The organism is Dolichospermum circinale AWQC310F (assembly GCF_000426925.1).
GTDB classification, from domain to species: domain Bacteria; phylum Cyanobacteriota; class Cyanobacteriia; order Cyanobacteriales; family Nostocaceae; genus Dolichospermum; species Dolichospermum circinale.
On sequence record NZ_KE384663.1, the window covers coordinates 282,610 to 302,868 of the forward strand.

A 20,259-nucleotide genomic window follows, 5' to 3' on the forward strand; every position below is an offset into this window, starting at 1 on the left:
AGGAAGAAAGACAGAATTGATACCTACTGAGTCTTGTATGGCTACGCCACCCAAGCTATCAAAAATCAAATAGGAGTCCTATACTGTAATACTGTTAAAATATACTCTAGTAATCAATCATTTCTAATTTACCATCTTTAACTAATTTAAACTTTGTCCCTCGCCATTCAATAGTATTACCAAAAAAGCCACAACACCAAATTATAAACCTCACTATATCCGCAAAGGGAATTAACCAGAAAAACTTTTTAGTAACTGCGTCATTGAGAACTTTCACCCCCATGATCCAAGCCATAATTAGTCGCATGAATAAAGTTATAGAAACAACCGACCAAGACAGAATAGAACCACTGCTAGTTATTAATAATAGTAAACTAGAAATTGTCCCAAAAGTAAATACTAATCCCCGATAACCCCAAGGACGAGAAACGCGAATACAACGCGCCCAACGAATTTGACGATTAATAGAATCTAATAAACTACTATGCCCTAGTGCGTGTTCTACGATATAGTGAGATAATGCAATTTTATACCCTGCTTGGGTTGGTAAATAACCGAGTTGATAATCATCTGCTAAATAATCGGCCACTGCTGCAAAACCGCCAATTTTTGCTAATGTTGTTTTACGGATAACAATGGTTGATCCCAAAGCGAATTTTATCCCCTCTAATTGTTTGCTGACTAAAATACTGGGTTGAAAATCTGTAGCTGTACAAATAGCTTCTAACATGGTAGCTATTCCTTGGGCTGTGGAACGATATAAACAGGTAACAACACCAATTTTTTCATCTTGTAATGGTTGAATGACTGTTTTTAAATATTCCGAACAGACACGAATATCACTATCAGCAATTAATAAAATATCATATTTAGCAATGGTGACAGCATTAGCTAAATTACTAATTTTCAAATTTGCGCCCAGAACATAATCATTTATTACTAAAGTAATATCTATTTCTGGAAATTGTTGTTTGAGTTGGTCAACTAATTCTATACTAGTATCTGTAGAACTGCGAACACAAAAAATAATTTGATATTGGGGGTAATCTTGTTGACAAAATGAAGCTAAGTTAGTGTAAGTCCCTTTATCAAGACCACACAGGGGTTTGAGAATGGTGACAGGGGGATGAAATTCTGGGTTTATGGGGGGAGAGTTACGCAAAAAAGCGATCGCTGTATAAACCCCATAGGTGTAAAATAAGATAGCTGATAAACAAAGAATTAACATTAAGGGAAGGGAGTCAGGGACTAAAACAACTGACAACTGACTATTAACAATTGACATAATGAATCTAATTTACTTTCTTTTACGTTCTGCTTGGAAAATGGTAGCAATAGCCATTATTACAGGTTTTTTGAGTGGTGGTAGTAGTGCGGGATTAATTGCTTTAATTAGTAGTGCTGCGAGTCAAAGCAATACTTCACCTCTGACAACTATAGCCTGGGGTTTCGTTGCTTTAGTTCTCGTTGCCTTAATTACCGGCGTAATTTCCCAAATCATGTTAATTCGCTTATCTCAAAATGCTGTTTTACAATTACGAATGCGGTTAAGTCGGCAAATATTAGCATCGGAATTAAGTCATTTAGAACAATTAGGAAATCCTCGCTTATTAGCAACTTTAACAGAAGATGTTCAAGCGGTAGCTAATGCTGTATATGTGATTCCCTTTTTATGTATTGATATGTCCATGGCTTTAGGATGTTTACTATATATAACTTGGCTATCTTGGTTAGTGTTTATCATGGTTTTGGTTTTAATGCTAGTAGCTATTGGTAGTTGTAAATGGCTATTAGATAGAGGGGAAAAATTATTAGCTTTAGCGCGGGAAGATCAAGACATTTTATTTAAAAATTTTAGCACAATTACGGCAGGAATTAAAGAACTCAAACTACATTATTACAGGCGGCAATTTTTCCTAACTCATCGTTTAGAAGCCACAGCCAGTAGATTTAGAAATCATAATGTCCAAGGTTTAATTTTATTTGCCACAACTACCAGTTGGGGAAAATTAATATTTTTCTTTGCCATTGGTTTTGTCCTTTTCATTTTACCACATTTATTCGCCATTGATGCGGAAACTTTATCTGGTTACATTCTCACCTTTACTTATTTAATGTTGCCTATGGATAATATTTCCAATAATTTACCATTAATTAGTAAGGCCAGCGTAGCGTTACAAAAAATTGAATCTTTAGGGTTATCCTTAGCTAGTCGGGCTGAAGTTGCCACTACACCTCCTAATTCTCTCACAAATTGGCACAGTTTACAACTCAAAAATGTTACTCATGCTTACTACACAGATCAACAAGATAATAGCTTTATTCTTGGTCCAATTAATCTTACTCTTTATCCCCAAGAGTTAGTTTTTATTGTTGGTGGAAATGGTAGCGGTAAATCATCTTTAGCTAAACTAATTACTGGATTATATATTCCTGACAATGGGGAAATTATCTTAAATAAAAATTTGATTACCGAAGCCAACCGCGAATGGTATCGCCAACATTTCTCTGTAGTATTTTCAGATTTTTACTTATTTGAAGAACTACTAGGATTAGCAAATCCTAACTTAGATATTCAAGCCCAAAAATATTTACAGAAATTGCAACTGGATCATAAAGTCAAAATCGAAAATGGGCAACTTTCCACCACAGCCCTTTCTCAAGGACAACGAAAACGCCTCGCATTATTAACAGCATATTTAGAAAATCGCCCAATTTATCTATTTGATGAATGGGCTGCTGATCAAGATCCATTATTCAAAGATGTATTCTATACTCAATTATTACCAGAATTAAAAGCACAGGGAAAAACCATTTTAGTTATTAGTCACGATGATCATTATTTTCATTTAGCTGATAGAATTATTAAATTAAACTACGGTCAAATTGAATTTGATAAACTCCCACAAACTTAGGAATCATAACCAAGAATACCTTAATGGTACAAGTGGCCGTGAAATCAATCCAAAATCTAAAATCTAAAATCTAAAATCAAATGACAGAACCTAAAAACGTACTGGGAACAAAATTAGAAATTTGCTGTACTTCTCCCATGACTGGCTTTTACCGTGACGGATTTTGTACTACCGGTGGTCAAGATCTGGGAATGCACGTGGTTTGCGCTCAAGTGACAGAGGAATTTTTACAATATACTAAATCCCAGGGTAATGATTTGAGTACACCGGCACCTTATTTTAGTTTTCCTGGTTTAAAACCTGGTGATTTTTGGTGTTTATGCGCTGCCAGATGGCAAGAAGCGCTAGAAGATGGTGTTGCACCGACCGTAGTTTTAGAAGCTACTCATGCTAGGGCGTTAGAAGTTTGTGATTTAGCAGATTTAGAAAAACATCGCGTAATTCGTAATGAGGAAAATGGTTAATTAATAATTATTAGCAAATCATTTTAGTAATGATAAAAATACGCGGGTAGAGGTAAAGCAAAAGCTGATTAGTGTCAACTTAACGTAAAACCCATACCCCGTCTGGGAATGAATTCCCAGTCTAATAGCAAAAGTCATCTGAAGATGTGAAGATGACTAAAAATCCCCAGTTTACTTTAGTAAACTTTACTTATTAGCCCGGAAATTCATTTCTGGGTGGGTGTGGAAGCCAACAAATAAGCCATCTGTAGCCTAAGTTGACACCTATGAGCTTATGCTTTACCCCTACAAAATAATTTATTGGTATTAGGGGAAAAATACCTTTATTTTCTGTTGTTGACTATTTCACAGCTTTGTAACATTTCCTTTAATTCCTTCTTGCTATCATTGGCAGATTTAAAACCAACCACACTAGACATTACACCAATACCGATGTTAAGATGGCTTTGTTCGATTTTGCCAGTGTAGAACAAGATGATACTCATAAAAGTTATAATAGCTGATGTTGTACTGATGGCAGTTTTAACGTTGTATCCTAGCTGACATTGCCTAATTAACTCATTGACAATTTGACTTTGTTGTTCTTTGGTGATTTGATAGTTTTGAGGGTGGGATTTATTAAACAGGTTAAACATAGCTGTTATCTCCTTTCATGAACTTGGTAATTTGTTGAACTATTGATATCCTATTGATATTTCTCACAATGAACCAGAGAAAAAAGGGTTTTATTCGTGAAAAATTTTCCCCAAATTTTAGGGAGTTTAGGGAAATAAAAATACCCCAAATTCCCTAGACAACAATAATCCATATTTGCTATAGTCTAAAAAAGTTAATCTACCACCAATACATATTTATGAATAAACTGGTAAAAGTCCAAGCTAGTGAGTCAGGTAAAGGTAAACTCAAAGCAGCATATAAAAACGCAGGTTTTACTATAGAAACTCTAGCAACAACAGCAAATACCACTCAAGATATAATTAAATATTTAGTAGGACAAAATCGCCCAAATGTTCAAGAAGTTGATAGATACGTTATAGAAAATGTGGTGAAGGCTATAAATGAAGGACTTGAAAACAAGGGTAGAGATGAAAGACTAACACCATCAGATATAGTTGATAACTGGGATCCTGTCACTATCCCTACAGAATTTCAAACCGTAATTGATGATAAAACAAAACTATTTTGTGGTCGTCAATTTGTATTTAATGCCATTAATCAATTTATTAAAGATCACAAAAACGGCTATTTTACCATTCTTGGTGATGCGGGAATGGGTAAAAGTGCCATTGCAGCCAAATATATAAAAGATAATCCCGGAACAATTTGCTTTTTTAATATTCGCGCTGAAGGTAGAAATCGTCCCGATGTATTTCTGAGATTAATTCGTCAACAATTAACCAAAAGATTTGATTTACAAAATGTAGAAAATGATGATTTATCAACTTTATTAATTAAAGCTAGTCAAAAATTATCTGCTTCCGAAAATTTAGTAATTGTCATTGATGCTTTAGATGAAGTTGATCAAGATGACAACGGAAATCTATTAAATTTACCAGTGTATTTACCGGAAAAAGTTTACTTGATTCTCACCAGAAGACCTTATAATCCAGATGAGAAAAGATTAACTCTTTCCCCTGATACTAAATATCAAGAATTAGATTTGAGGGCATATCAGGATAAAAGTAATGATGATGTAAAAGCCTATATTTTAGAATTTCTCAGTTTAGGACAATATAAAGCAGGTTTAGAAAAGTGGATTAATCAACAAAATGATTTAAGTAAACCAAAATTTGTAGATACTATCGCTGCTAAAAGTGAAAATAATTTCATGTATTTACGCTATGTGTTAGAAGCTATTGCAGATGGATTTTATCAAGATGAAAAACTAGAACAATTACCCGCAGGTTTACAGGGATATTATGAGAGTCATTGGCGGATTATGGGAATGACTAAGAAACCTTTACCCAAGGATAAAATTAAAATTATTTATGTGATGTGTGCTTTAAAAAGTGCCGTATCCCGTGAGATGATTGTGAAATATTCCCAGCAAGATGATCTCACAGTCCAGGAAGTTCTCGAAGATTGGACACAGTTTTTACAGGAACAAAAAACCTATCAACCGCCCCGTTATCGCTTTTATCATGAAAGTTTCCGCGATTTTTTACAACGTCAGGATATTGTTCAAGCTGCGGGGGTGAGTTTACCACAAATTAGCGCGGAAGTTGCTAATAATATGGGTGAGGGATTAACACTATGAGTAACTTTCGCAGTTGGTTTGATGAAAAGTCAGAGGAAGCACAAGAACAGTTTTTAGGTGAATATCCCCGGTTATTATTAGATGGTAAAAAATATCCAGAACTGTTTAAATTATTATCGAACTACTACTTTATTGAAGCGAAAATTAATCATCCCTTATTTGGAGTACAATCACTGATTGAAGATTATGATTTATTAGATAATCCCGAAATCAGGAATAATTCAGAATATGCGGAAACCGTCAAAGCATTAAAATTAATTCCAAGGGCTTTATTTAGGTCAACACACATAATACATCAAGATCCAAAACAACTCAAGGGACAGCTATCAGCGCGACTAACATATTTTGATTTACCAGAAATTAAAAATTTATTAGCACAAATCGCCACAGATCAAAATATAGGTTTATATAGTTTAATAGGTAGCCTCAGACCTCCTGGTAGTGGGTTAATTCGTACTCTAGAAGGTCATAGTAACTCGGTAAATGCGATCACACTCACACCTGATGGACAAACGGTGATTTCTGGTTCATACAAGACTATCAAAATCTGGGATGTGGGAACAGGAGCAGAAAAGTTCACTCTAAGAGGTCATAGTTCATCGGTAAGAGCGATCGCACTCACACCCGATGGCAAAACCGTGATTTCTGGTTCTGCTGACAACACTATCAAAATCTGGGATGTGGGAACAGGAACAGAAAAGTTCACCCTTCAAGGTCATAGTAACTCGGTAAATGCGATCGCACTGACACCCGATGGAAAAACCGTGATTTCTGGTTCATACAAGACTATCAAAATTTGGGATTTAGCAACCAGAAAGGAAATAGCAACTTTCACCGGAGAAAGTCCCATAACCTGCTGTGCTGTTGCTCCTGATGGTGTTACAATCGTAGCAGGAGAATCATCAGGAAGGTTACATTTTCTGCGTTTGCAAGGAAAGGTGACAGATGAATAGTTTATCTTTCTCTGCTTCAGTCAAGAGTGAAAATTTTGTTGGTCGTGATTTTGTCTTTTCTGCTATTAATAATTTTCTCCACCGTTACCCCAAGGGTTATTTCACCATTGTGGGTGTTCCCGGTAGCGGTAAAAGTGCCATTCTTGCCCAATTTGTGCGCCAAAATCCCCATACTATTTATTACAATGCCCAAATTGCCGGTAAAAATCGAGTTGAGGCATTTTTTCCAGAGGTTTGTACACAGTTAAATTTATTGTTAGAGAATTTATCTAGCACCCCTCCCCAACCCTCCCCGCAAACCATGACAGAGACAGGATTTATCAATGCACATGAGGGAAGTTGGTTATTTTCTACTTTGTTGCAACAAGTCAGCGAGAATTTACCAGATCAGAAAATAATTATTGTCATTGATGGTTTGGATGGAATTGATATAAATAGTCAAGCTGTAGGAACGAATTTATTGTATCTACCGCGATATTTACCGGATCAAATTTATTTTATTTTCGCTCGTCGTCCTTATAAAAAGTCCCATAGTGGTTTATTAATTGAAGCACCATCACAGGTTTTAGATTTAGCAGATTATCCAGTGGAAAATCGGCAGGATATTAAAGCATATATTCGGAAGAAACGAACCACAGAGACACAGAGTTCACAGAGAAATATAATTGAATTAATTAATGAAAATGAAGATAATTTTATGTATGTGCAGGAAGTTTTGAAAGCTATGGCTGATGGTTTTTATTCTGTCAATAATTTTGAGCAAATTCCCCCATATTTAGAAACCTATTATCAACAACATTGGCAAAAGATGCAAGGTGAGGGTTTATCTGATGTTGCTGTAAATATATTGCGGGTTTTAACTGCTGAAGAAACTCAACCGATGTCAACGGTAGCTATTAGTCAAATTATCAAGGCTGATGTTTTTGATGTGGCAGAAATTATGGAAACTTGGTTAGAATTTCTGCAAGAAACACACACAAATAAAGAAACTAAATATCAATTATATCATCACAGTTTCCGGTTATATCTTCTAGGTACAATCCCCTCGTGATTTCCCCAAAAATACGTAGGGTGTGTTAGCAACAGCGTAACGCACCTTACAATACTCACCTTAATTTGTCTAATTTTGGCGGTTTTGGTGCAAAATCTAACTAAAATTCATCATCTCCCCAAATTCTTCCATCATTTTTTCCAGTAGTTCTTCCATCATATCCTCTTGGGTAGAACGGAGACTTTCGGGACCTGCGAGAAATTCTTTAATAGTTATTTTCTTATCTTTAAAGTCTTGAACAAAATCACGAATCTCCGCAACCATCTTAATTTGAGTTTGCATGGTTTCCAGCATTAATGCAATACAATCAACACCTTGTTTAGTTGCTTTTTTGTAGTCAGCAACCATTGTTCCTTCTGGGGTATTTTTTGCTAACCGGAGTTCTTGCTTCAATTTCTCGTACTGATTTTTGAGAATTTGATTTTGTTGTTCTATAGTTTTACATTTACGACTTAAATCATTTTCGCTATTATTATCAATGATTTCTCCTACTTCATACTTCCTTTCAATTTCTAAAAGTCTCGCTAAATCCCCCTCTTGATAAGCTTTATTAATTTCTTTCATAATTTCTGTGTGAGTCATTTGGGTTTCATTGTCTTTAACCTTATCAGGGTGAAATATCTCCGCTAACCGCAAAAATATCTGTCGCACCTTTCTAGATTCATCTGTTTTACCCACAGGGGATTCTGAATCTCTTTCTGCTTCCCAATATTGACGACTTTGATGATTTTCTTGAAAGTTATCATTTTCAGATAATTCCTCTAATTCTTGATCTTCTTCAGTGGCTTTATAGCTAATAATTCCTCCCATTTGCAAACTTCTGTACAAAGATTCTATCCTTTTCTGAGTTTGTTTTCCCAGTTTTCTTGTAGTGAAAATTTCCGCAAATAAAGCATGAATTTCCTCATCTAATTCTGCCATTTTTTTCATGTTAGGACTGGCTTTATGAAATACCTCTTTTGTTAAAGAACGCATTTTTTCAATAAAGTTATTTAATTCTGCACGCTTTCTTTTAATCTGCTTTAATAGAGATTGGTGTTCTTTTTCTAAACCCTCTAACTGAAGATGTAAGTCAGATAGTGCTAGGGGAGTTACTGTGGTTGAGGATGCTGTTTTTGTTTTGCGTGGCATGGCAGATACAATTAAGCTTAGGGTTGATAAAAGAAATATATTTATTATTAGGACTTACGCAAGATTCATGGAATAACGAACCACAGAGGCACAGAGGTCACGGAGAAATGAGGATTTGAGAGATATTTTGCGTAAGTCCTGATTATTTTAAGTTACTTTTGACAATCATCAGGGTTATCAGGTGGTAAACCTAGTTTTATCCTTAGTTCTGGATCATAACAGGCTTTTTCCCAATTTTTTGTAGATTTTACTTGTTCAGGTGTTAAATTTTTCGCTCCAATAAAATTAGCACAACTATTTTTTGTAGACCCGGTAGATTCATCAAAGATATCACCACATATTATAGCATCTTTGAAATTTGTATTTTCTAAATCCGCTCCTTTAAACTTTGCACCAGGAATTTCTGCCTTTTCCAGACTAGCTAGATAAAGATGAGAATTTTGTAGTTTAGCTTTCTTTAAGTATGCTTTTTCAAAATTAGCCTTAAAGAGAACTGCCCCTTGCAAATCTATGTCAGATAAACGAGCCTTTTGAAATTGCGCTTGATAAAGGTTGGCTTCTCTCAAATTACTACATTTTTCTTGTGTACATTCCAATATTGCACTTTTAAAACTTGTCTGAGCAAGCTTGCCATTCTCTAATTTAATTCCGCTTAAATTAGCTTCATCTAAAACTAAGTTCCATAATTCAACACCGTTTTTATTCAAGTCTTGTAAAGCTGAAATTCTTCCACCACTAACATTTTTTCCACTACCATTGTTAATGATTGTCCAAGCTTGATACTCTGTTTGTTTTTCTCGTTGGGGTGCTTCCCAATAATATTTAAATACTCCTGAAATTAAACCAATTAAAACCCCTTTTTCTAAAGCTGTAATCAGGATTTTTTTGAATAAAACTGCTTTAGGAAAATTTGCAGCCCACTCTATCCATTCTTTGAAAATCCACCATTTTGGCGGATATTGGGGAATGAATTTATGATTACGAAGATAAGTTTCATATAAACGACGGTAAGTTTCAGCAGATAAACCGGATTTTTCCGCATCTTTCTCTAACAATGCAAATTGGTATTCACGAGTTAAAGGATCAGAAATTTCTGCAATAATCAAAAATTTCTCTCGCAGTTCCTTAACTTCTACTAGTTCTTGCAAATGTAAATGTTTGTCCACTTGAAAACTATTCTGTTGTTTAGATTTATCTGTACTCATTGCTCAAATATATCTTCGTGATTTTTTAAGAATATACCAAACTTGTAAATGCTAAGGAAGACGTTTCATTGAAACGTCTCTACATTATTTTTTGGAAATATCTATTGATAATCAAAGACCTGCTAGGCATTTTTTACAAGCTTTTATTTTTTCAGGAGTATTCGCATTACGGCAAAGATTATCACACTGTCTTTTTGCTAAAGCAAATACTGTAGCCTTAAATTTTAAATTTGGAGTTTCACCCTCATCTGTTGGCATTAAAGTTTCTATATTTTCCTCTTTATCATCAAGAGTAATAATGTCAAAGTCAAATGTATGATTGCTGATTTTTTTTACTTCTTCTCTCAATTCATCATCTATTGTTTCATTCTTTAGTAATTGCAATAAAAGTTGAGTAGATTTTTCACCTCTTAAAATTGATTGCGTCAACTCTTTTGCTAACTCTTGATCATCAGCAGTTAAATTATCCCATGCAGATGGAAATAAAACTTTGTCTGTCATAAGTGTAACCTTAACTAGAATAAACCAACTATACCATAGTCAGTATATATGTCTTGTATCAGAATAATAAATTTTTTTAAGCAAAAAAACATAAATCAAGCAAATATATGTATTCATTTTGATGTTCTTATCAATACCCCATCATCAATGAATCACTTTTGCACAATTACTCAACTCAAACCCCTTCACAGTCAGCAATTCTCGCACTTTATGACTTAACAAAGCTTTTAATTCTATTTCACCACCGTTATTTGTATCTGTATTCACCAAAGCAGGATGAGCATAAATCTCTACTAACTCGGCTTCAATTTGCGGTATCAAACTCAGTAAATATTCTTCACTCATGTTACCAGTTTGTAATAATCCATAAACTCTATCAGCAAAGTTAATATGATGAGCTTTTAATAAACCTTCTCCATAATTTCTTAATTGTCCAAAGACAATAGACCAAATTATTTTAGTGAGTAAATTACGTCTATCAATTTTGAGATTTTTGGTCAATTCTTCTGAAGGTAAACGAATGAATTTAATCTTAAATTCTGCTGCAAATTCTGTTAAAATATTCAAAATTACCGGATGAACATGAAGGTGTAAATGTCCATCAACATGAGCCAGATTTAAACCAGAATCACGGAATTTTTCTAATTGAGCAGATATTTCTAACCGCAATTCTGCACGGGTAGCTTGATTAAATTGATAATTTAATCCGGCTTGGGTGGGGTTATGGGAAAAATTACCTTGAGAGTCTACTAAATGGGGAATTTGTGCAGGTGGTAAAACAGATTTACCGCAAACTAAAACCAGATGTAAACCAACCGCTAAATGAGGATGATTTTTTGCTAAAGCGATCGCCTCTTGTGCCGCATCACCAGTTACCATTAAACTAGTGCTAGTTAAAATACCTTCTTCGTGAGCTTGAATAATAGCAGCATTCACATCATGGGAAAATCCGAAATCATCAGCGTTAATAACAAGAAAATGAGATTTATTCATAGGATTAATTATCCACTAATTGTACTAGAATTGTTTTTTTATAAAAAAAATTATCTTAATCATCTTCTATCAATTCATCTATCGAATCTTCTTCTTGTTCAATTTCATTTAATTCTTCATCTGAGATATCCAGTTCTTTTTTAGAAAATACTCTTTTAGCTTTTTTATCCAAAATTTCTACAATACTTGTTTTATCTTTTTTAATAGCCTCAATATCATCTTTCTGCAACAGAATCATATAATAACGAGATACATCCATCATTCTATAAGCATATTGATAAGCATCTCTTGTAAACTCTCCAGTTGTCACAACCATAACCACATCTGCCCCTGTAACAAATGTCAAACCTATTTCTTTAGCTAAAACATCAATATCAACTTTAGCTGTATTTTTACATTGAATTTGCCAACGACTATAAACAAACCTATCGGAAGCTGCTAAAACATCAACTTCTCCTTTGCCATTTTCTCTACTACGCCATTTTGTAAACCTTAAACTGGTAAGACGGATCATCCAAATTGCTAAAAGTTCTAATGCTTTACCTTTTATATGTTTATCTGGATGATTTAATTCATTGACAACATCATCAAAAGTGCGATTAAGTTCAATCTCTGAAATTCTCGTTTCATTAGCAATAGATTTTAATAATGGTGCTAAGATTTCCTTTCTAGCTTTGTTACTTAATCGGACATTATTAGGTTTAGCACCTCTACCATCTGTAGTTTTTTCTGTTTCTATTAACCCAAAATTTACCAGTGGTTGAATTACATCTTTCACTAAATTTTTAGTTGTGAGTCTTAATTTATAAATACTTCTTGTATGTTGTGCTATTTTATTAGCTGGTGTAAATTCTTGTATATTTAAGTTTATTAGACTCAATAAAAAGTGTTTTTGCTCTGGATTTAGTGCATAAAGTTCATCAATAAAATCTTTATTAATACCTAAAATATCAGAAACAATATCCCAATTAATTTCCGTTTTCCTTTCAAAAACACCTGCTAGAGATAACCAACTTCTCATGGTACTTACATAAGTACAATTAGGAGATATTGAATATCCCCTTTCTTGCAACTCATAGCTGATTGCTTCTAATTGTGGTTCTTCCCCTCGACTATTAAGCACATCAATGGCTTTTAATAAAGCCATTCCTGCTAAATTATTTAATATATGTCCTGCAAATCTTTGATTTACAAATGAACTATTCTCAGTATTAGATAAAAATTCTTCCGCTAGAGAAGTAAGTTTATATTGACGTGATTGCTGTAAGTCTTCAATTAGTTGATATGCTCTAATTGATAAGAAACAATTCATTGCCAATTTACCAATATTTTCTGATGCTAGTTTAGATGATGTTTGTTGAGAATGTTGAGAAAAATAACGTTCAGCAATACTAGCTTCTAGAATATCCCGATTGGGTTGACACTTCTTACATAATTCTAGAATTTCAATTAATGAGAATTTATTTGGATCAAATTGATCCCCATAAGTAAATTTTTTTAATTTTTTGGTATTGTTGTTTGATTCCATTTGCTATTTACCTAACATAGTAAAATTTAATTTGTCACTGCTGTTAAAATAATCCTAACTGAATAGTCTGTGATTTACTAAAAGAATTTTCTAAATCAATAGCTAATAAATCTGCTGGGAGTTCAACAACCAAAGGAGCATTTTTTTCAAATCTCAATTGTGAACTTTTAACATAATTTTCATCTATTTCAAAAGACAACCATTTTCTTTGTAATGTTTCTGCCACTCTACCTGTCATATTAGAACCAGCAAAAGGATCTAAGACAATATCTCCTGGTTCAGTACAAAGATTAATGATAAACTCTGGTAAAGCTTGAGGAAATCTGGCTGGATGTGGTTTAAAACCTTCCTCTTTACAGCGTATTTGATAATAATCATTGGAAGCAGTATTAGAAGCAGAAATCATGTTAACTGCTAAGAATAAATCTTCTGGAATTGGAGTTGGTTGTCCCATTTCCTCTTGATCTATACTAGAACGTCCATCAATAATATTAGGAGGAATAGCACCACCTCTATCATTACTAAATTTATCAGAAATATCATGGCCTGATGGTCTTAATTTAGGTTTATAGCCATTTTTAAGAAGATTTTTCATTGCTTGACTATAAGGTTTTAAAACTCTTCTATTATTAGCTTTAGGATGGGGTTCTTTAGACAGCCACCAAATAGTATTTACAGCATCTTTAACTCTTTCTCTGCGAACTGTTACCCACTCTGCGGGAGTAGGAAGTTTTGCGGGATTATACCAATATAATTCTTGTGCTAAATAAAAACCTAATCCACCCTTTTTTTGTGGTTTACACAGAGAAACAACAAGTTCAAAATGATAAAGAGAACGAACTGGTATTCCCTTAACCCAACTCCCACCAATATCAATTACTAATGAACCTGTAGGTTTGAGAATGCGGTGAAATTGTACTGCAAAATCCTTGAACCATTCTACATATTCATCAGCATCAACGTTACCATATTCTTTTTTTCTCAGTAGTGCAAATGGTGGAGATGTACAAATTAAATCTATACTTTCATCAGGAATATCTGTCATTAATTCCAGACTATTTCCTAAATAAGCAGCGCCAAATTCTGTTTGGTAGTAAGCAGTAAAATTACTTTGCATATTAATTCAAAATTTTGTGTAGTAGTAAGGATGGAATTAACCCCATCCCTACAATTAATTCTGATGACAATAAATTAGCCATCATTACATTATACAACCTAAACAACAGCAGTTTTCTGAGGTTGCGCGTGTGCGACTGATTGCGTCCGACGTTCACTTAAATAAGCAAAGAACTCCTTACCTTCCCGCAAACGACGCACTAACATTTGTCTATCTCCAAGCATTTCCCGCACTATAGGAATAATCGCTTTGGGACGGAAGTAAAATTTACGATACATTCTTTCTACTGCGTCTTCAATTTCGCCACTGGAAAGGCTTGGATATTGCAAAGTTGAAGTTTGAATACCGGAAGTTGCTACTAAAGATTCATTCGCAAACCAACCATTTTCTCGCGCTTGGTCATACAATTCTGTACCTGGATAAGGTGCAGCAATAGAAACTTGAATTGTATGGGGACTCAATTCACAAGCAAAGCGAATTGTTTCTTCTACAGTTTCTTTTGTTTCTATCGGTAAGCCAATAATAAAAGTCCCATGGACAGTAATACCAAGTTTGTGGCAATTTTTCATAAATTCTCGCGCCACTTCCAACTTAATACCCTTCTTAATATTATTCAGAACTTGTTGATTACCAGATTCAAAACCTACTAATAACAACCTTAAACCATTATCTCGCAAGGTTTTGAGGGTATCATAATCTAAATTAGCCCGGGCATTGCAACTCCAAGTTAAATTCAGTCGCTTCAGATGTTGACTAATTGCGATCGCTCGATGTTTATCAATGGTAAAAGTATCATCATCAAACATATACTCCCGCACTTTGTCCCCAAATAAAACCTTGGCTTCCTCCATTTCTCTACCTACAGCATCCGGGCTTTTATGACGGTATAAATGTCCGCCAATGGTTTGCGGCCACAAACAAAAAGTGCATTTAGCCGGACAACCCCGCCCAGTATAAAAAGATATGTAAGGATGTTGCAAATAGCCAATGAAATATTTGCTAATATCCAAATCACGGGCGTAAACTGGCAATACACTAGGCATAGCATCCCAGTCATGAATTAAAGGCCGTTCTTCAGTTTGGTGGATATTACCTAGTTTATCTCGGTAACTTAACCCCTTGATTTCATCCCAAGGTTTCCCCTCTGCTAATTCCTTGCAGGTATAATCAAATTCATTGCGACAGACGAAATCAATAACCGGATTTTCCCGCAAAGTAGCCTCTGGTAAAACCGCAACGTGCGCCCCCACAAAGCCAATTTGTACATTGGGGTTCTGCTGTTTGATAGCTTCAGCACACTTGACATCATTCGCTAAAGAAGGCGTACTGGTGTGCATAATTACTAACTCGTAATCTTTGGCAATTTTCAGCACATCATCCACCGTTTGCCCATGGGGAGGTGCATCAACTAACCTACTACCAGGCACTAAAGCCGCTGGTTGTGCTAACCAAGTGGGATACCAAAAAGAAGTAATTTCCCGTTTTGCTTGATATCGCGCTCCCGCACCACCATCAAAACCATCAAAGGAAGGTGGACTCAAAAACAAAGTAGTTTTCATGAATTGAATACCTCTTACACACAAATTTTTTATTTTTTTGAGTAAATTGATAATTTTTACCTAACTAGCCTTAGCATTTACACCCATCAAATTTTCAATCAGTGAAACAACATCACTACGACTGAGTTTTTCCTTGCCATTTGCTAAAGCATCAAGAGTACCATGAGCTAAAGCCAGGGGAATTTGGCAAAATTGTAAAGCCGGTCCCTTTGGCAAGGATTTGGTATAAGCATCTGCTAAGATGAGATGGCGACGGGCATATTCTTGAAGATTGTCATTATTCCAACCCACCGGGAAAAAATTTACTCCACGAGTTAAATCCTCAGAATTGTTGCGGAGAATATTTACCGCTTGTAAACCTCTACCAAATCCTATAGCTTGAGTCCGGTTGCTTTCAGTTCCATCATACCAGTTCCATAAATCTGAGAGTAACAAGCCTACCGCACCGGCTACCCCAAAGGTATAACGGTCTAGATCCGCTTCTGTTTCTATTTGCCAATTTTTATCTGCCCAATAAGCCATTCTATCAGCCATTGCTGCCGTTGCATCCCAAATTCGCGGAGCAATACTTTCAGGTGCTAATATTGACCATTCTCTAATCCGTAAACTAACTTCTTGTAAAGAATTTTCGTAACCTTTAAACCCTACGGAGAAAGCATCCAGAGAAAAACCATCTACTCCAGCTTGCAATATGAGGCTAATATTTTGCAACAAGCGTTTTTTGGTCTGATTATCCAAAATTGGATCATCTTCAATTTGATCAAGGGCCCGCATACACAGGTATGCTGATGCCACTGCTTCTTGTAATCCTGATGGTAAAATACTAATTGGGATATAAAAAGTTCTACTAGTCTCTTTGAGGATTTGCAACGCATCTCCACGTAAATCCATTTTGTTCACTCCTTGATTTTCACACCACACACGATTTTTGATTTTTCTTTGATTTTTCAATGATACTGGATTTAGTTTTTACTAAACCGTACAAACCATAAATATCCTAGTATTTAATCTAGGAATTAATAGTTTATCGTGTCTTAGTTAACACGAGTCTCAAGTTTATCAAAGTTTAGTCTAGTATATAAGGTTTTGGTGACAAGAATTTTTGCTACAGGACAAACTCTTAATCCACTGCTCATACCCTGGAAAAAAATTATCGGCAATATTAAGTAAATCTACTACTATTAAACTTATGTAGTTTTAAAGACTAAGTTTAATAACAACCCTACATAAATCCCATCTGATCTTAATTTTTTGTCACAACTGACTGCATATCTACTTTCCTCTTGCAGCTGCGCTCATTTCTTGCTATATAATTTGAAAAATCTTGAATAAATAGTAAATTTTTTCCAAAAGCGTGCATTTTGTGTAAAATAGGTGCAGGTAAATTGCAAAATATCTATTTACTTGCTAAAAATTGCCTAAAATCTACCTGATAACTGTTAAGTTATAGCACAAGGCAAGAGGCACAAGGCAAGGGTGAAATCCTGATTATTTCTAGGTTTCCATGATTAATCATCTCTTAATTAACCTGGCTACAGCTATAATTAGGGCAGTGTCCATAAGTTAGTCAAGATTGCACTACTTTCGATTTACCCGTAACATCCCTATAATAGTATCTAGAGGTATCAATGCAGTTTAATCATCTTAGCAAAAAAAGCAACGAATATAAAGAACTTAAAGAAAAACCTCAAAGGTATTGTCCAACTACTAAAGGCACTATTAAAGGGAAAGAATCTAATCCAGTCAATACAGTTAACAATACTGCATTAAATGATGATGACAATCGTGGTCGCGTTGCAATTTTCATTGACGGATTAAATCTATTTCAGACCGCGTTGCAATTGGGAATTGAAATTGACTATGTAAAATTGCTTTGTAGCTTAACTAAAACCTCTCGGTTGTTACGTGCATTTTTCTATACAGGATTGGATATTGGCAACGAAAGGCAACAGGGATTTTTATTATGGATGCGTCGCAATGGCTATCGTGTATTTACTAAAGATATGAGTGTAGTTGTAGATAATTACAAAAAACCAAATCTGAATGTGGAAATTGCCGTTGATATGATTACTTTAGCACCGTATTATGACACGGCTATTTTGGTCAGTGGAGATGGAGATCTATCCTATGCTGTCAATGCAGTTAGCAGTATGGGAGCTAGAGTAGAAGTAATTGGTTTGCAAACAACAACTAGTGACTATCTGATTGATGTGGCTGATGAATTTACTGATTTTGACAGTATTAAACAACATCTTAAAAAGGATTCATTCTTGTATCAGCCGTAGTTATCGAACTTCTTGTAATACCCTTCTAATTAGCAGTTTTAAATTCCCAATTTAAATTCCCAATCCATAACTTTTTCTCACACCAAAATCAAGTATTTGTGAATTATCGTTGCTAAATAGTTAGACATTTATTATACTAATATTGAATTTTTGACTTGGAGAGTATCTAATTTTTCATTTTATTTGCCACTTTTTTAATATCTATGCTATACCAGTCTAGAAACGGCTAATTAACATTGATGAGTATAATAACTATACTCTAAAATTCAGCTTTAAATCAAAGATGATTGCTGATTGATGTGTTTTTAGTATTCACTCAAAATATATCTATTTAAGATGTATTTGTGAGAACTTATATTATTAAAGGAGTAAGTGCTGTGAATCAAATCCAGTTAACTTTAGTTATTAGCTATTTGCTAATGACTGCATATTTTTTTACTAATTGGTTAATTTTTTCACTCCGTTACCCTGTATCTTCTCCAGAGGATAAATTTTTATCCTTGATGATGTTCATCATTACCACTATCTTCTGGCCTGTAGCTATCGTTATCTCTTGCTTAGAAGTAGTTAAAAAAGGCAAATTAGAATTTACTGTTCTATTACCTGTACTTTTAACAATATTCGCTGTTGGTATTTCCTACTATTTAAGTTCAGTACATGAAGATTGGCTGTGTTATCATGATTTATTTTGTCATATTTAAATTCTCAGCGGTAACAATCTAGGAATTTGAATTTTAGGACCCATTCCCTCAATAGGCGTTCTCACACAGAAACTCACATTTCTAGATAAACTAGATTTTGACTAAAATTATCAACTTGAAATTTTCAGTGTGTCAAAAGTATGGTTAATTATGGATGTCACCATTTAAACCATACAAGTTTGACAACCAATGGTTAATTCTAGTCTTATTGCTACACTCTATGTGAACCCTGCTACAGGAAAGGATAGTAATACAGGTTCTCGTCTCAATCCCTTGAAAAGTATTACCTGCGCCCTAAAACAGGCAAAAACATCAACAATTATTCAGTTAGCCAATGGAACTTATGGAACAGCAACTGGAGAGGTATTTCCCCTAATCATTCCACCGGGGGTATTGGTAGTAGGAAATGAAGCCAATAAAGGTCAGGAAATGATCATTTCTGGTAGTGGGGAATATCAAAGCTCTAGTTTCGGGTTACAGAATATCACTTTACTATTACGAGGTGATGCCAGTCTCTTAGGTGTAACCGTGATTAATACCATAGCCAAAGGTACTGGTGTTTGGATTGAATCATCAGTTCCTACAGTAGCCAATAGTACATTTAAGAACTGTGCTAGAGAAGGAATCTTTACTACTGGCAATGCTAAACCGGGCATTATGGATAATTTATTTATTAATAATCAATTCAGTGGGTTAGTCATGGCTAGGAATAGTAAAGGGGAAGTGCTGCGAAATGTATTTCAAAACAATCCTTTAGGTATAGCCATTAGTGACTTTGCAGCCCCTTTAGTGGCAAATAATCAACTTTCAGCAAATGGGACAGCGATCGCCCTTGCTCGTGATGCTAGACCCGTATTAAGACGAAATCTGATTGTCAGTAATACCCAAGGAGGTTTGTTAGTCAATGGTAATGCCGTTCCCGATTTAGGAAATCCCCAAGATCCTGCTGACAACATTTTTCGGGAACAGGGGAAATTCGATTTACAAAATTTTACAAATCAAAAAATCATCTCCGTTGGTAATCAATTAAATCCTGCCCAGGTGATGGGATCAATAGACTTCATCACTGCTACTGTTAATACCCCCAGTCAAATAGGAGTTAGTAGCAGATTTGCTGATTTAGAAGGACATTGGTCTGTTGCTTTTGCGGAGTCCTTGGTTAGCAAAGGTTTTATCAGCGGGTTTCCCGACGGGACCTTCCAACCAGGCACACCAATTACCCGCGCTCAATATGCGGCTGTGATCACTAAAACATTCCAACTTCCTCAGAGCAACCAACTAGATAGATTCAAAGATGTCAAATCGAACTTTTGGGCGGCTAAAGCGATAGCCAGTGCTGCTGAGAACGGCTTTTTGACAGGGTTTCCCAATGGCACATTTCGACCAGAAAATAATTTAACAAAAATTCAAGCTTTAGTCTCCATTGTCAACGGTTTAAAATTGAGTGGTGGTAATCCTAAAATCTTAATGGTATACCGCGATCGCGCCCAAATTCCCAGTTATGCCACCAAGACCGCTGCCGTAGCTACCCAAAATTTATTAGTTGTGAATTATCCCCAACCAGATCAATTAGAACCGCTGCGGGAAATTACCCGCGCC

18 protein-coding genes are annotated in these 20,259 nt (G+C 35.0%); 8 read left to right on the top strand and 10 right to left on the bottom strand.

Annotation, left to right across the window (positions count from 1 at the left end):
• Positions 1–106: 106 nt before the first annotated feature.
• Positions 107–1,285, bottom strand: a complete 1,179-nt coding sequence (gene hpnI / locus ACIR310F_RS0101720; RefSeq protein WP_051289440.1) for a bacteriohopanetetrol glucosamine biosynthesis glycosyltransferase HpnI — start codon at positions 1,283–1,285, stop codon at positions 107–109.
• A gap of 1 nt (position 1,286) precedes the next feature.
• Between hpnI and ACIR310F_RS0101725 the strand changes: the two genes are divergently transcribed.
• Together ACIR310F_RS0101725 and ACIR310F_RS0101730 are read left to right on the top strand one after the other, a co-directional pair.
• Positions 1,287–2,915 carry a cyclic peptide export ABC transporter gene (locus ACIR310F_RS0101725; protein WP_028082337.1) on the top strand — a complete coding sequence of 543 codons (1,629 nt, stop codon included), beginning with the start codon at positions 1,287–1,289 and terminating at the stop codon, positions 2,913–2,915.
• A gap of 80 nt (positions 2,916–2,995) precedes the next feature.
• Entirely contained in the window at positions 2,996–3,379 is a 384-nt protein-coding gene (locus tag ACIR310F_RS0101730; protein WP_028082338.1) for a DUF2237 family protein, read from the top strand.
• A 323-nt stretch (positions 3,380–3,702) separates the two neighbouring features.
• Here the strand turns inward: ACIR310F_RS0101730 and ACIR310F_RS0101735 are convergent, their stop codons facing one another.
• Positions 3,703–4,014 (bottom strand): TRADD-N-associated membrane domain-containing protein, encoded by a 312-nt coding sequence (locus ACIR310F_RS0101735; RefSeq protein WP_028082339.1) that lies wholly within the window; start codon positions 4,012–4,014, stop codon positions 3,703–3,705.
• Positions 4,015–4,232: 218 nt separating this feature from the next.
• On the opposite strand from ACIR310F_RS0101735, the gene ACIR310F_RS0101740 reads away from it, so the two are divergent.
• The 3 genes from ACIR310F_RS0101740 to ACIR310F_RS0101750 are packed head-to-tail and all read left to right on the top strand — an operon-like array spanning position 4,233 to position 7,640.
• The gene (locus ACIR310F_RS0101740) at positions 4,233–5,636 is read left to right on the top strand and encodes a P-loop domain-containing protein (RefSeq protein ID WP_028082340.1); all 1,404 of its coding nucleotides are present in this window, start codon (positions 4,233–4,235) and stop codon (positions 5,634–5,636) included.
• Positions 5,633–6,589: a WD40 repeat domain-containing protein gene (locus ACIR310F_RS21210; RefSeq protein ID WP_028082341.1), complete on the top strand. Its 957-nt coding sequence runs from the start codon at positions 5,633–5,635 to the stop codon at positions 6,587–6,589. Before ACIR310F_RS0101740 ends, ACIR310F_RS21210 begins: the two co-directional genes overlap by 4 nt.
• Positions 6,582–7,640, top strand: a complete 1,059-nt coding sequence (locus ACIR310F_RS0101750) for an ATP-binding protein (RefSeq protein WP_028082342.1) — start codon at positions 6,582–6,584, stop codon at positions 7,638–7,640. Before ACIR310F_RS21210 ends, ACIR310F_RS0101750 begins: the two co-directional genes overlap by 8 nt.
• 96 nt (positions 7,641–7,736) lie before the next feature.
• On the opposite strand, the gene ACIR310F_RS0101755 is transcribed toward ACIR310F_RS0101750, so the two are convergent.
• The 8 genes from ACIR310F_RS0101755 to ACIR310F_RS0101790 all read right to left on the bottom strand — a co-directional run bounded on the left by ACIR310F_RS0101755 (position 7,737) and on the right by ACIR310F_RS0101790 (position 16,565).
• Positions 7,737–8,771 (bottom strand): molecular chaperone DnaJ, encoded by a 1,035-nt coding sequence (locus tag ACIR310F_RS0101755; RefSeq protein WP_028082343.1) that lies wholly within the window; start codon positions 8,769–8,771, stop codon positions 7,737–7,739.
• A 152-nt stretch (positions 8,772–8,923) separates the two neighbouring features.
• The gene (locus ACIR310F_RS23465; RefSeq protein ID WP_028082344.1) at positions 8,924–9,976 is read right to left on the bottom strand and encodes a pentapeptide repeat-containing protein; all 1,053 of its coding nucleotides are present in this window, start codon (positions 9,974–9,976) and stop codon (positions 8,924–8,926) included.
• Positions 9,977–10,087: 111 nt separating this feature from the next.
• Positions 10,088–10,477, bottom strand: a complete 390-nt coding sequence (locus ACIR310F_RS0101765) for a hypothetical protein (RefSeq protein ID WP_028082345.1) — start codon at positions 10,475–10,477, stop codon at positions 10,088–10,090.
• Positions 10,478–10,621: 144 nt separating this feature from the next.
• Complete coding sequence (hpnK, locus tag ACIR310F_RS0101770; protein ID WP_028082346.1) at positions 10,622–11,470, bottom strand: hopanoid biosynthesis-associated protein HpnK; 849 nt, start codon at positions 11,468–11,470, stop codon at positions 10,622–10,624.
• 55 nt (positions 11,471–11,525) lie between these two features.
• A complete protein-coding gene (locus tag ACIR310F_RS26530) occupies positions 11,526–12,998 on the bottom strand; it encodes a restriction endonuclease (RefSeq protein WP_231387352.1) in 1,473 nt (490 codons plus the stop codon).
• A 43-nt stretch (positions 12,999–13,041) separates the two neighbouring features.
• Complete coding sequence (locus ACIR310F_RS0101780; protein WP_028082348.1) at positions 13,042–14,115, bottom strand: DNA-methyltransferase; 1,074 nt, start codon at positions 14,113–14,115, stop codon at positions 13,042–13,044.
• 98 nt (positions 14,116–14,213) lie between these two features.
• Positions 14,214–15,674, bottom strand: a complete 1,461-nt coding sequence (gene hpnJ / locus ACIR310F_RS0101785; protein ID WP_028082349.1) for a hopanoid biosynthesis associated radical SAM protein HpnJ — start codon at positions 15,672–15,674, stop codon at positions 14,214–14,216.
• Between the two features lie 60 nt (positions 15,675–15,734).
• The gene (locus tag ACIR310F_RS0101790) at positions 15,735–16,565 is read right to left on the bottom strand and encodes a squalene/phytoene synthase family protein (protein ID WP_028082350.1); all 831 of its coding nucleotides are present in this window, start codon (positions 16,563–16,565) and stop codon (positions 15,735–15,737) included.
• A gap of 737 nt (positions 16,566–17,302) precedes the next feature.
• On the opposite strand from ACIR310F_RS0101790, the gene ACIR310F_RS0101795 reads away from it, so the two are divergent.
• The 3 genes from ACIR310F_RS0101795 to ACIR310F_RS21225 form a co-directional block, all read left to right on the top strand.
• Positions 17,303–17,959 carry a LabA-like NYN domain-containing protein gene (locus ACIR310F_RS0101795; RefSeq protein WP_028082351.1) on the top strand — a complete coding sequence of 219 codons (657 nt, stop codon included), beginning with the start codon at positions 17,303–17,305 and terminating at the stop codon, positions 17,957–17,959.
• A 377-nt stretch (positions 17,960–18,336) separates the two neighbouring features.
• The gene (locus ACIR310F_RS0101800) at positions 18,337–18,660 is read left to right on the top strand and encodes a hypothetical protein (protein ID WP_028082352.1); all 324 of its coding nucleotides are present in this window, start codon (positions 18,337–18,339) and stop codon (positions 18,658–18,660) included.
• A gap of 189 nt (positions 18,661–18,849) precedes the next feature.
• Positions 18,850–20,259: DUF1565 domain-containing protein (locus ACIR310F_RS21225; RefSeq protein ID WP_231387353.1), on the top strand; the 1,410-nt coding region annotated here is incomplete at its 3' end.